The 13,032-nt window shown below is 61.2% G+C and carries 11 protein-coding genes; 7 read left to right on the top strand and 4 right to left on the bottom strand.

Annotation, left to right across the window (positions count from 1 at the left end; all coding sequences use genetic code 11):
- Positions 1-92: 92 nt before the first annotated feature.
- Both OKW27_RS12165 and OKW27_RS12160 read right to left on the bottom strand, forming a co-directional pair.
- Positions 93-1,352, bottom strand: coding sequence for an ABC transporter substrate-binding protein (locus tag OKW27_RS12165; RefSeq protein WP_143037205.1), 1,260 nt, complete (start codon positions 1,350-1,352; stop codon positions 93-95).
- Positions 1,353-1,521: 169 nt separating this feature from the next.
- Positions 1,522-1,770, bottom strand: coding sequence for a hypothetical protein (locus OKW27_RS12160; protein ID WP_429333605.1), 249 nt, complete (start codon positions 1,768-1,770; stop codon positions 1,522-1,524).
- A 99-nt stretch (positions 1,771-1,869) separates the two neighbouring features.
- On the opposite strand from OKW27_RS12160, the gene OKW27_RS12155 reads away from it, so the two are divergent.
- From OKW27_RS12155 to OKW27_RS12140, 4 genes are all read left to right on the top strand, one after another.
- On the top strand, positions 1,870-2,325 hold the full coding sequence (locus tag OKW27_RS12155) for a DDE-type integrase/transposase/recombinase (protein ID WP_429333604.1): 456 nt from the start codon (positions 1,870-1,872) through the stop codon (positions 2,323-2,325).
- A gap of 133 nt (positions 2,326-2,458) precedes the next feature.
- Positions 2,459-3,199, top strand: a complete 741-nt coding sequence (locus OKW27_RS12150; RefSeq protein ID WP_429333603.1) for a DUF1614 domain-containing protein — start codon at positions 2,459-2,461, stop codon at positions 3,197-3,199.
- A 297-nt stretch (positions 3,200-3,496) separates the two neighbouring features.
- The gene (gene ftsH, locus OKW27_RS12145; RefSeq protein WP_429333602.1) at positions 3,497-5,287 is read left to right on the top strand and encodes an ATP-dependent zinc metalloprotease FtsH; all 1,791 of its coding nucleotides are present in this window, start codon (positions 3,497-3,499) and stop codon (positions 5,285-5,287) included.
- A 412-nt stretch (positions 5,288-5,699) separates the two neighbouring features.
- Positions 5,700-6,125, top strand: a complete 426-nt coding sequence (locus OKW27_RS12140) for a response regulator transcription factor (protein WP_429333601.1) — start codon at positions 5,700-5,702, stop codon at positions 6,123-6,125.
- 33 nt (positions 6,126-6,158) lie between these two features.
- Here the strand turns inward: OKW27_RS12140 and OKW27_RS12135 are convergent, their stop codons facing one another.
- Positions 6,159-6,527, bottom strand: coding sequence for a hypothetical protein (locus OKW27_RS12135; RefSeq protein ID WP_429333600.1), 369 nt, complete (start codon positions 6,525-6,527; stop codon positions 6,159-6,161).
- Positions 6,524-8,650 carry an aconitate hydratase gene (locus OKW27_RS12130; protein ID WP_429333599.1) on the bottom strand — a complete coding sequence of 709 codons (2,127 nt, stop codon included), beginning with the start codon at positions 8,648-8,650 and terminating at the stop codon, positions 6,524-6,526. The genes OKW27_RS12135 and OKW27_RS12130 overlap by 4 nt, the downstream gene beginning before the upstream one ends.
- Before the next feature lie 359 nt (positions 8,651-9,009).
- Between OKW27_RS12130 and tcuA the strand changes: the two genes are divergently transcribed.
- The 3 genes from tcuA to OKW27_RS12115 all read left to right on the top strand — a co-directional run bounded on the left by tcuA (position 9,010) and on the right by OKW27_RS12115 (position 13,014).
- On the top strand, positions 9,010-10,413 hold the full coding sequence (gene tcuA / locus OKW27_RS12125; protein WP_429333598.1) for an FAD-dependent tricarballylate dehydrogenase TcuA: 1,404 nt from the start codon (positions 9,010-9,012) through the stop codon (positions 10,411-10,413).
- Complete coding sequence (tcuB, locus tag OKW27_RS12120; protein WP_429333597.1) at positions 10,400-11,569, top strand: tricarballylate utilization 4Fe-4S protein TcuB; 1,170 nt, start codon at positions 10,400-10,402, stop codon at positions 11,567-11,569. The genes tcuA and tcuB overlap by 14 nt, the downstream gene beginning before the upstream one ends.
- 131 nt (positions 11,570-11,700) lie before the next feature.
- Positions 11,701-13,014 (top strand): MFS transporter, encoded by a 1,314-nt coding sequence (locus OKW27_RS12115; RefSeq protein ID WP_429333596.1) that lies wholly within the window; start codon positions 11,701-11,703, stop codon positions 13,012-13,014.
- Positions 13,015-13,032 lie beyond the last annotated feature (18 nt).

Genomic DNA, 13,032 nt, shown 5'->3' with positions numbered 1-13,032 from the left:
TCGAGGGGTACGGTGCGTTACCGCCTTGAGGAATCGCGGTTTGATCGGCGTCAAGCCTTGCAGCAGGCTCTTTTGTTCGAAACCTGGTGCCGCTACTGGATCTTGCTGCGTAGCTCCTTGATCTGATTCACCGTGACCATGCCCGTCGGCTTGACTTTTCCGCCGCTGTCCACAGACCAGACCACCATGGGGGCGTTGATGTCTCCGTACCGGTCAAACTGCAGCGGCCCCGATGCGCCCACATACTGGATCACCTCGTGTTGCGCGAGCATCTTTTCCGCCTTCTTGAGCTCGGCCGCACCGGCATAGACTTTCTTGCCGTGAGGATCGGTCACCTTGGGGATGGCGTCGCGGATGGCCATGCCGTCGGCACGCTTCGCGTAGTCGATGGCGAGGCCGATGATGACCGTCGCGTCATAAGCGTTGGGGATATAGGCTTGCGTAGGTAATTCGCCGAACTTGGTCTGGAACTCCTGCTTGAAGGTCGCAAGCGAAGGCGTCGTCTCCGAGCCGGCCGCCGTGCCGTGTACATGCTTCATGTACTGCGTGCCCACGTCATTGACGAAATCCTGGGATTCCAGCCCGTCGGGCAGAAGAAAATTCTGCGGACCTCCGGCTGAAATCCATTCGCGCGCAATGGTCGTGCCGTCGCCCGGATAGCCGATCAGGAATAGCGCATCAGGTGCTGGATCCATTGCCTTGCTGACTTCCGCGCGATAGGAGGCCTGGCTCGGGTTGTAGACGACGTTTTGCGTGACCGCGCCCCCGAGCTTCGTGAACGCGTTGGCGAACTCGGAGCTGAGCCCCTGCCCGTAGGCATTGTTCAGATAAAGCACAGCAACCTTCTTTATCCCGGCATCGAGTGCAACCTTAGCTATCGCTACGCCTTGCAGCGCATCCGAGGGTGCCGTCCGGAACCAGTAGCCGTCTGTCTTGCCGTCCTTCGCGAGCTGGGTGAAGGTCGGCGAGGTGGAGGCGGGAGAAATCAGCACGACCTTGCCCGGCACAGCCACGGCGGTCAGGATGGCTCCGCTGACACCGCTCGAAAGCGCGCCGACGATGGCCGGCACATGCTGCACGTCGACCAGCTTCTTGGCTGCATCCACTCCAACGGAGGGTGCGGTCTGGTCATCCAGCAGAGCCAGATCCACAGTGCAGCCGTTGGCGCCGCCGGCCGCGTTGAGATCCGACACAGCCAGCTGCACGCCTTTGGCAATCTGCTGGCCGAGCACGCCCAGCGATCCGGTCAACGCCATCACACTGCCGATTGTGGTGGTGCAGGCTGCATGAGCCTGGCCGCAGGTCAAGATGCAAACGCACGCAGCACTGACAAACAAAAGTTGCTTTGACACGGCGAATTCCTCCGTTCTTTAACCTTCGGTTACCGAGAAAGTCAGCCATCGCATTGTTAACTGCCAAGGATGAAACCGGACGAGGCGCATTGACGTATGGTTGTACGGCGCGATGCGCGCCCGACGCAGTTGTGGAATTGCTTATCTCATGCGCGACGGTGGGCCCCGATCAAGGGAAATGGATTGCGCACGGTTTGTCCGCCTGCTTCGTCTGGTTTGTCATGGACGTGCGTACGTGGCTTGGGATCGTGAACAGGTCGGGAAGCCGCGACCTTACGTTCCCTTTGTATTTGAGTTGTCCACCACGAATAAATTCCCGATCGTTGGGATTTGACCATTTTTTCTGCCCGTCCACCGAAAGCAGAAAATATTCCCCGAACCCCCACCAGACTTGGCTTTCAGGGGAAAGCTTCAGCATATAATCGCCGGCAGGTTACCTCTGCGTCAGGCTCTTTTTTTGTGGTGCTGCTTCGAACGGCTTTGTCACGTTGGCGCTGCGGTCAGTTAAGAGGAAGTGGTGAAGAAAACGAAATCGCTGTATCACGGTCACCGGTTCCCGGCGTCAGTCATCAGCCACGCGGTACACTGGTATTTCAGGTTCCAGCTCAGCCTGCGCTGTCCCGAGGTGCCGAAGAAGATCGTCACTGACCAGTTGCCCAGTTACCCCGCAGCAAAGACCGAAATCCCGGAGCTGGCGAACGTGAAGCATGTGTTCGTCAAGGCGGCCGCTCGCGTCAACAACGGTGCAGAGAACAGCCATCAGCCCACGCGTGAACGCGAGCGACGTATGCGTGGTTTCCGCCTGCCCGGGCGCACGCAGGCGTTCCTGTCGTGCTTCGGTCCGATCCGACAACACTTCGCGCTCAAGCGTCATCTGCTGCGCGCTTCGCTTTATCGAAAGCAGCTTGCGACCCGGTTTGAAGCCTGGCGTCTTTTCACCGGTCTCACCCGGAATCCGTCTGCTGTTTTCTGAGCGACTGTTTCGCCTGAACACGATTCGTCCGGTGATCGGCAACGTGACAAAGCCCAACGTTCGAAGTAGGTAAAAACGCGAACTAACCGGCCGCTGCAGACGTCCTCTATGCTGTAAAAGAGGACAATCGCCCATGCAGTTAAGCCATCTCCACTATTTCCCTCTTCCGCTTCCATTCTTTTCGATGCTGGTGGGGATATTTCTCCTCCTCGTGGGCCTTCTTCGGATCGGGGCGTTGCACTACGTATCCATGCGCCTCGGTATAAGCTTCGGCGCCGCCCTGCTTCTGCTCCTCGGAATGCTGGCAGGCAGCTATTTCAACATCCCGCTAGCCGAGTTGCCGGCGCAGGAAGTACGGTCCGGGCAAGAGATCGTTTTCTTCGGGATGCACTACGTAGTGCCAGTGGTCGTCGAATGGCCCGGGACGGTCATAGCGGTAAATGTCGGCGGAGCGCTCATTCCGGGTTTGATGTCGCTCTATTTGCTTTTCAGACATCACCTGTGGCTCCGGGGTCCCGTCGCGATTGCCCTCGTCGCTGCAGTGTGCCACCCGTTGGCCCATCCCATCCCTGGATTCGGTATCGCATTGCCAGTCTTCGTTCCCGTGATGACTGCTGCCGTGGTCGCGCTTCTGCTCTCGCCCAACCTCGCTGCTCCGCTCGCCTATATCAGCGGAAGCCTGGGCACACTCATTGGTGCGGATCTGCTCAATCTGGGACGCATTCAGGGTCTTGCTGCGCCAATAGCCTCGATCGGCGGAGCGGGGACGTTCGACGGAATATTTCTGACCGGTATCCTTGCGGTGCTTTTCGCCAGCCTTACGCGGCCGCTGCGTCGCGTGGGACATGGCTCCGAAGGCAAGAAAGCTCCGTGATGGCGCCGCCCAGTTGCGAGACAGCAAGTCCAGAGCCGTTTTTTTTCGAAAGGCCTGACCGCACGGGCGGATATCCGATCCCTCGACGTCCTGAGTATGGGCGAAGCCAGCGACGCGAGCGAGGCTTGTCTTAGAGATATCTTGACGTGCTGGGAGGGCCGGTAGCCAGTATAAGGTGGTCTGCACAGGTAGCGCCGACCGCTAGGGCGTAAAGTGGCCCCGAATGCGCGTCCTGTCGCGCTGCAGAGGTGCCCCTCAAAAACAACGCAAACGGCAGCTGTTGATACGGAGGCGACGGTGGACAAGCAGACGCACTTCAATATCGGTTACACAATTGCCGCAGTCATCGCCATTCTGCTGTTCCAGAGTTGGTGGGTCGCCCGACAGCAAGTCGAGACGATCCCTTTTAGCCAGTTCGAGCAGCTTCTGAAGGACGGAAAAATAGAAGCCGTCAACGTGCGTGGCAATCTCCTTGACGGCAAGCTGTCAAAACCGCTGGCCGATGGGCGCCAGTTATATTCGACCGTGCTGGTCCGGCCTGACGTCTACGCCCTGCTGGACAAGTACAACGTGAAGGTGACCGGTGTGGTGGATAACCACCTGGTTAGTGATATTTTGTCGTGGGTGCTGCCTGCGGTATTTTTTGTCGGCATATGGATGTTCGCGGCCCGGCGTCTTGCCGAACAAGGCGGCATGAGCGGGCTCATGACAATCGGCAAGAGTAAAGCCAGGATCTTTGTCGAAAAGGACACCAAGGTTACGTTCGAGGATGTAGCGGGAGTCGATGAAGCAAAAGACGAATTGATCGAGATCGTCAATTTCCTGAAGAGGCCGCAGCATCATGGCCGTCTCGGTGCCCGCATCCCGAAAGGTGTGCTGCTGGTCGGCCCGCCGGGAACAGGAAAAACATTGCTCGCCCGCGCAGTTGCTGGTGAAGCGGGCGTCCCATTTTTTTCGATCAGCGGATCGGAATTTGTTGAAATGTTTGTAGGAGTTGGAGCAGCACGCGTCCGCGATTTGTTCGAGCAAGCCCGCAAAGTCGCGCCATGCATCATCTTCATCGACGAACTCGACGCACTGGGGCGAGCGCGCGGCATCGGATCCTTGGGAGGGCACGACGAGAAGGAGCAGACACTCAATCAACTCTTGATGGAGTTGGATGGCTTCGACCCTCAAACAGGCATCGTGCTGCTGGCCGCGACAAACCGGCCGGAAGTTCTCGACCCTGCCCTTCTACGCGCGGGACGGTTTGATCGCCAGGTTCTTGTAGATCGACCAGACAAGGCCGGGCGTATTGCTATTCTCAAGATATACCTGAAGGGAATACGAGCAGGAAAGGATATCGAACCTGAGCAGATCGCGGCGCTCACGCCAGGATTCTCCGGTGCCGATTTGGCAAATCTGGTGAATGAAGCAGCTCTCCAGGCGACAAAGCGTGATGCTCAATCCGTTGACATCACGGATTTCACCGTTGCGATCGAGCGGATCGTCGCAGGGTTGGAGCGGAAGAGCCGCTTACTTATTCCAAAGGAGCGGGAGATCGTGGCGTTCCATGAGATGGGGCACGCTCTGGTGGCGTTGGTCACGCCCGGCGCAGATCCGGTTCAGAAGATATCAATCGTGCCGCACGGCATCGGCGCTCTGGGCTATACAATGCAACGCCCGACCGACGATCGCTTCCTGATGAGCCGTACCGAGCTCAGGGGGAAGATGGCCGTGCTTCTTGGCGGCCGCTCAGCCGAGGCGCTTGTCTTCGATGAGATATCCTCCGGAGCGGCGGATGATTTGGCAAAAGCGACGCATATAGCCCGGATGATGGTCACGCGCTTCGGCATGTCCGAAGATTTGGGACAAATGGCCTATGAATCGCAACCGAACGCCTTCCTTGGCGATCCGGCTTCGGTCACCCGCGAGTATAGCGAGGAGACCGCACGGGAAATCGACTGCGCCGTGCGCGCCCTGGTGCGGGATGCAGCGAACGCCGCAATGGAAATCCTGAGAACGCACCGAAAGCAGTTAGACGAAGGGGCAAAACTTCTTCTCGAAAAGGAGACTTTGCTGCCGGACGAGTTACCTCGCATTGGTTAGTATCATCCACATCTGCGCCGATCTTGTTTACCGCTGATATTGCCCACGCCGCAGACTTGGCGACGGCTTTGATAATCATATAGCCGGCCTCGCGCCGTTCCGGTAGGACGGCTATATGATTATCAGAGCCTCCATCGGGCTCGAAAAGACTGGTGATGGTTTCCTCCGGTCGTGATCACCAAACCTGCTCGGGTCAACATTCCCCACGCTTCCCGATACTGGTTATAGACCCTACAGCGATCTACCAGTATTCCGACTTATCGGCGATTGCGGCGGGTTATTCGGCGGCAGCCCACGTCCGGATCCGATGGAGCGGAAGTCGTTTGCCATCGCGCCGCTCGCGATTGGCGAACGGCGGGCTAGAGCGAACTCCGCTTGATGGCAACGGGCGGCATGCTGGAATGAAAAATGCTTGCGGTTTCAGCAATTTGAAAGTCTCATTATCGGTAATACTGCGGTGTCCACCATCCTTGTTGTCGGTGACGATCCCAACATCCTGACCGCCCTCCGGTTCCTGCTGGAGCCGGAGGGTTATCACGTTTTGACCGCACAGAACGGGGAGGCGGCACTAGCCGCGGCTGGTATCGAATCACCGGCGCTGGTTGTGACGGACTGGAAAATGCCCCGGCTCGATGGTGTGGAACTGTGCTGGCGCCTGCGGCGCAGTCGCGCAACAGCGGGAATTCTATTGGTTATGGCCGCCGGCACGCTTGCGCCGCCCTTGGCAGGGCGGCCGTGGGACGTGTTTCTTCTGAAGCCGGTGCAGGCAGTCTGCCTGCTCAACGCCATCCGCGGGCTCCTGTTGCAGGTCTCGTCCGACACGAACGCGAGCCGATAGGTCACACACCGCTTTTGCATATGCGCGTACAGATCAGGCGGTCGCGTCGTTGTCGGAATAGAAATAGGCGTCGAGCGTCCAGGGCAGCGCGATCTGCCGTCTCACCAACCGGACGAGCGCTCCGGACGAAATGTCGCCGAACGTGAAGGTGATCTCCTCGAAGCCGTGACGGTTGTCAATACCGATCTGGACCTGCTCAACATCAGCGGCGTATTGCCCGAGCGCTTTCCATGCAGCTACGACCTGCAGCGTACCCCGGATTGCGCGCACGGTCAGCCGGTAACGGGGACCGTCGACAGGACTGTTGCGTGAGGAGACGATGCGGATGGCGAAATCATTCGGCAGCACGAGGATCTGCGCACAGTCCGGCGACGCCGGCGGCGTCGAGCGGGAGCGGATCATGTTGCACTGGTGGTTCCCGCGTGGCCCGCAAGACGCTCCTTCATCCAGTTGATGAGGCTCCCGCTCAGTACATACTGGACCTGCCGGGGCGACATCGCGTGGTGAACTTCGAAGGTGCCGCCCCGCGTTGTGTTCTTGACGGTCAGTCCGTGGCTCCTGGTCAGCGCATCATGGACGCCATCAAGCCGCAGCACGTCGCCGACCGCAATGCCGTCATAGTCGGCGGGATCGTCAAAGGCCAGCGCGAGCACGCCAAAATTAACGAGATTCTGCGCGTGGATGCGTGCGAAACTTTTCGCCAGTACAACGCGCAGTCCGAGAAAGCGTGGCGCCAGCGCCGCGTGTTCGCGACTCGAACCCTGTCCGTAGTTGGATCCGCCAATAACAAGATGATCACCGGTTTCCTTCGCACGCCGCGCATAGGCAGGGTCAATTCGCTCGAACGCAAAATTCGCAATTTCCGGGATGTTGCTGCGAAGCGGCAGCACCCGCGCGCCGGCCGGCATGATTTCATCTGTGGAGACGTTATCTCCCGCCTTCAGCATCACCGGCATTTCGATCATGTCGGGCAGCGATTCGAACGCCGGCAGTGGGGCGATATTCGGGCCTTTGAGCAGCGTCACCCGCAACGCTTTTTCAGCGGAAAGCGGAGGGTCGAACATCTCGCGATGGACGATCGGATGATCGGGATCGGCAACGCGCGGATACGGCATGCCGAGCGTGCGCGGATCCGTGATCTCACCCGTGAGGGCCGACGCAGTGGCGGTTTCGGGGCTGACGAGACACACCCTGTCTTCGGGTGTGCCCGAGCGGCCGGGGAAATTGCGCGGCACGGTGCGCAGCGACAACCCGTTGGTTGCGGGTGCCTGACCCATGCCGATGCAGCCGTTGCAGCCGGCCTGATGCAGGCGCGCGCCGGCATGAAGCAGGTTCACGATATGGCCGTCGCTCACGAGCATTTCGAGCTGTGCCCGCGAGGTGGGATTCACGTCGAACGACACACGGTCATGGACGGCGCGTCCACGCACCATGGTTGCCGCTATCGCGAAGTCGCGGTAACCGGGATTGGCGGATGAACCGATGTAAGCCTGATGGATCGGCTCGCCCGCGACCTCGCGCACGGGAACCACGTTGTCCGGGCTCGACGGCATGGCGATCAGCGGCTCGAGGCGCCCGAGATCGATTTCGTCACGAACATCATAGGTCGCACCAGGGTCAGCTATCAGTTCGGTCCAGTCGGCTTCCCGTCCCCACGCACGCAGGAAGCGCCGGACCTCCTGATCGGAGGGGAAAACGGTGGTGGTCGCACCGAGTTCGGCACCCATGTTTGCAATGACATGCCGGTCCATGGCGCTGAGTCCATCAAGCCCTGGACCGTAGTATTCGATGATCCTGCCGACGCCGCCATCGACCCCATGACGGCGCAGCATCTCGAGGATCACATCCTTCGCACTTACCCAGTCGGGCAACCGGCCCGTCAGTTTCACGCCCCAGATCTCGGGCATGCGCGTGAAGAACGGCTCACCTGCGATCGCCAGCGCGACCTCGAGTCCGCCCGCACCGATGGCCAGCATGCCGATTGCGCCAGCGGCGGGCGTGTGACTATCAGAGCCGAGCAGCGTCCTGCCCGGTTTGCCGAAGTTCTCCTGATGACACGGATGGCTGACCCCGTTGCCGGGCCGTGAGTACCACAGTCCGAAGCGTTGCGCGGCGCTCTTCAGAAAGAGGTGATCGTCGGCATTGCGGTAGTCCTCCTGGATCAGGTTATGGTCCACATACTGCACGCTGACTTCGGTCCTCGCCCGGTCCAGTCCCATGGCTTCGAGCTCCAGCATCACGAGCGTGCCGGTCGCGTCCTGCGTCAGCGTCTGGTCAATCGAGATGCCGATCTCCGCGCCAGGCGTCATGTCGCCCTCGATCAGGTGAGACCGGATCAGCTTGCGTGCAAGGTTCATGCGCATGGCCCCATCCTCCGAAGCCGGTTCACGGCAGGATCGTACCGGCGATGGTTGACTCCGGTTCGCCAGAGAGCGGAGATGTCTGCGCTCATGTGCGTGGCAGCAGCCGTGACCGCTGGATCGATCCTGGCCACAGCCGATAATCCACGCGACGAGTTCACCCACTGTCGCGTAAGTATAAGTGTAGGGCGAGCACGAAGGAAATCACCACCGGTATGACCGGCTTCTTGTGAGCACTATCGCACTACCGGTTCATGACGCGCCGTCGAGACGCACTGCATTTGTAACGGCAGGCGAACCACCTGGAAAAGGCATTCATGTCGATGGCGATGGCATCGCAGACGTCGGGTGCGGTTGCGATAGATGCACCGTGTTGGTTGCCTTCCGGAAACTGCCAAGGTCCATTAGCGCGCATAATGCGACGAGATCGTTCAGATCGAAATGCTCATCGGACAGCGCGGGCGTGATTGGTGCTTATTTCCAATCGATCGATACCCTGGTTGGATATTCTGGTTGCAATTGACATGGTCGATGTCCTTGTAATCGGCGGCGGCAATGCCGCCCTCTGCGCGGCGCTGATGGCGCGCGAAGCGGGCGCTTCGGTGCTGCTCGTCGAAACGTCGCCGCGCGAATGGCGCGGCGGCAATTCACAGCACACGCGCAATCTGCGCTGCATGCACGATACCCCTCAGGACGTGCTCGTCGGCGAGTATCCCGAAGAGGAGTTCTGGCAGGACCTGTTGAAGGTCACGGGCGGGCAGACGAACGAAGCGCTCGCCCGCCTCGTGATCCGGGCCTCGTCGAGCTGCCGTCCGTGGATGCACCGTCACGGCGTGCGTTTCCAGCCGTCGCTGTCGGGCGCGCTCCATACGGCGCGCACCAATGCGTTTTTCATGGGCGGCGGTAAGGCGCTCGTCAACGCGTACTACCGCAGCGCCGGGCAGCTCGGCGTACAGATACGCTACGATGCGCCCGTCGACCGGCTCGAGCTCGACGGCCCGCGCTTCGTCGCGGCTTATATGGCCGACGAACGCATCGCGGCGCGCAGCTGCGTGCTTGCAGCCGGCGGCTTCGAATCGAACCGCGAGTGGCTGCGCGCCGCGTGGGGACAGAACGAGCGCGGCGAGTACCCGGCCGACAACTTCCTGATCCGCGGCTCGCGCTTCAACAACGGCACGCTGCTGCGCTTCATGCTCGACGCCGGCGCGGACCGCATCGGCGACCCGATGCAGGCTCACATGGTTGCGATCGACGCGCGAGCGCCGCTCTACGATGGGGGAATCTGCACGCGCATCGATTGCGTATCGCTCGGCATCGTCGTCAACCGGGAGGCCGTGCGCTTTTACGACGAAGGCGAGGACTTCTGGCCAAAGCGCTATGCGATCTGGGGCCGGCTCGTCGCGCAGCAACCGGGCCAGATTGCCTATTCGATAATCGATGCAAAAGCCGTCGGCCGTTTCATGCCGCCCGTGTTTCCCGGCGCGCGGGCGAACAGCCTGCGGGAACTCGCCCGCGCGCTCGACCTTGACGATGCGCGCTTCATGCAGACGCTCGACACCTACAACGCGGCGTGCCGGCCCGGCACGTTCGACCACACGCAGCTCGACGACTGCCACACCGAAAGCCTCACGCCGGCCAAGACACACTGGGCGCGTCCGATCGACACCGCGCCCTTCTTCGGCTATGCGCTGCGGCCGGGCGTCACCTTCACCTATCTCGGCCTCAAGACCGATCAGACAGCCGCCGTCCACTTCGGCGGCGTCCCCAGCCCGAACCTGTTCGTGGCGGGCGAAATGATGGCGGGCAACGTGCTCGGCCAAGGTTACACGGCGGGCGTCGGCATGAGCATCGGAACGGCCTTCGGCCGCATCGCGGGGAGCAACGCGGCCGCCGCAGCACGCCAGGAACACGCAGATGCAGCCGCTTGAGATCCTGATCCGCGATGCCCGGGCCGCGGCGGATGGTTCGTCGTTCGTCCCACCCGCCGCCACCGCGGAGAACGAAGTCGCGCGCATCCTGCAGATCTGCAATGCATGCCGCTATTGCGAAGGCTTTTGCGCGGTATTTCCAGCGATGACACGGCGTCTGGAGTTCGGCAACGCCGACGTGCATTACCTCGCGAACCTGTGCCACAACTGCGGCGCGTGCCTGCACGCGTGCCAGTACGCGCCGCCGCATGAGTTCGCGGTGAACGTGCCTCAGGCGATGGCTCGCGTGCGCCTGCGCACGTACCGCCTTTACGCGTGGCCAAGCGCTTTCGGCAGACTTTACGAGCGCAACGGGCTCGTGGTCTCGCTGGCACTCGCCGCCGGCTTCGCGCTGTTCCTGATTCTCGCGCTCGCGCTGCGCGGCACCCTATGGCGCGCCGCGCCCGGAGGCAGCTTCTACGATGTATTCCCGCACCGGCTGATGGTCGGCGTGTTCGCGCCGGTGTTCCTGTTCGCGGTCGTTGCGCTTGGCGTCGGCGTGCGGCGCTTCTGGCGCGAGATGGGGCCCGGCGTGGCGAGTGCCGCGGAAACGGCCGAGGCCGGCGCGGCGGTGGCCACGCTCAAGTATCTCGGTGGCGGCCACGGCGACGGCTGCAACAACGACGACGACCGCTTCTCGCTCGCCCGCCGACACTTCCATCAGACCACCTTCTACGGCTTTCTGCTGTGCTTCCTGTCAACGAGCGTCGCCACGCTCTATCACTACCGGCTCGGTCTCGAAGCGCCGTATGCGTACATGAGCCTGCCGGCGCTGCTGGGCATCGCGGGCGGCATCGGCATCACGGCCGGCACGCTCGGCCTCGGATGGCTGAATCTGCGCCGACACCCGCTGCAGGGCGATGCGCAACAAAAACCGATGGATCTCGGCTTCATTGCGATGCTGCTGTTCATCGCCGTGAGCGGACTCGCGCTCGCCGCGTGGCGCGCGAGCGCGGCGATGCCTACGCTGCTCGCGCTTCATCTGGGCGCAGTGATCGCCTTGTTCCTGACGATGCCTTACGGAAAATTCGCGCATGGGCCGCTGCGCGCGGCAGCATTGCTCAAGTGGGCGATCGAGCGCCGCCAGCCGAATTGCCTGAGCCTTGCCGACGATTAACGCAGTAGACTGCAGACAGAGAATAGCTTTAATTAATAAAAGCACGCAGAAACGCGGATGATTCGGACCACACTCCGACGGGGCGCACATCACGCTCCAGGATACGGTTAACGAGCGCACGGAGACAAAAAATGGCAACAATCGAAAAAGGTGTAGCAGCGCCCTCGCAGCAGCAGATTTTCAAGGTTGCGCTGGCCAGCATCATCGGGTCGGTCATCGAGCAGTACGACTTCCTCGTCACGGGGATTATCGCCGCCACCGTCTGGGGCGAGATCTTCTTCAAGCTGCCCAATCTCGCCGCCATCGCGGCCGCGATCGGCGTGTACGGATTGGGCATCGTGATCCGCCCCGTAGGCGCGTTCATCTTCGGGAACATCGCCGATCGCAAAGGCCGCAGGGACGCGATGGTCTATGCGCTGTTGCTGATGGGCGTGAGCACGCTTTTAATCGGACTGACGCCGACTTACGACAGCATCGGCGCCGCCGCCCCCATCCTCCTGATCCTGTTCCGCCTGGTGCAGGGCATCAGCTTCGGCGCCGAATTCGGCACCGCTGCGACGTGGGTCGTCGAGCAGGCAGCGAAGTCAAAGCGTCGCGCGTTCTGGGGAGCCTGGGTCGGATTCGCGATCCCGCTTGGCCTCCTCCTCGGCTTCGGCTCGGTCATCCTGGTCAAGTCGCTGATGTCGCCCGAGCAGTTCACCGCCTGGGGCTGGCGGATCTTCTTTTATGTCGGCTTCGCGGTGGCGATCGTCGGCATCGTGATCCGGACCCGCACCATGGACAGCTTCGTGTTCGAGCGCTTCAAGCATGGCGCCGAAACGCTCAAAAGTCCGGCCGCTCGCGTGTGGAAGGAAATGCCGCTACGCATCTTGCGCACGTCGCTCGTGAACGCGATGTTCGGCGGCGCGTTCTTCCTGAGCTTCGTGTTCGGCACGAGCTACATGAAAGCGGTCGGCTTCGCCGGAACACTCGCGGAAACGATCGGCCTCATCGCTGCCGCTTCGATGCTGGTGTTCATGATCATCGGCTCGCTGCTCGCGGACATCATCAACCGACGCACGATCCTGCTGATCTCGGCCGTGGTCTTCCTCGTGTGGGCGATCCCCTATTTCTACCTGATCAACACCGGCAACTTCTGGCTCGCGGTGCTCGCCGAGGTGATCGGCTTCGGCTTCGTGTTCGGCTTCGGATATGGCGCGATCCCGACCTTCTACACCGAGAACTTCCCGACGCGCTACCGCGCGTCGGGCGCGAGCGCCGCCTATCAGGTGTCGCAGGTCTACGGCGGGGGGCTCATTCCGATCATCGCCGGCCTGATCCTGCATGCGTACGGGATCCATCGAGCCTATATTTATATCGGTCTCTTCGTGATGGTCTACGCCGTGGCGGCAATCCTGGCGATCCTCGCGACGCCGGAAACCAAGGGCGTCGATCTCGAATTCTGATTCGGCAAGGAGCAACGC

The sequence above is a fragment of the Paraburkholderia sp. 35.1 genome, assembly GCF_050436525.1.
GTDB lineage: Bacteria > Pseudomonadota > Gammaproteobacteria > Burkholderiales > Burkholderiaceae > Paraburkholderia > Paraburkholderia tuberum.
This window is presented reverse-complemented; position numbering and strand designations above follow the sequence as displayed.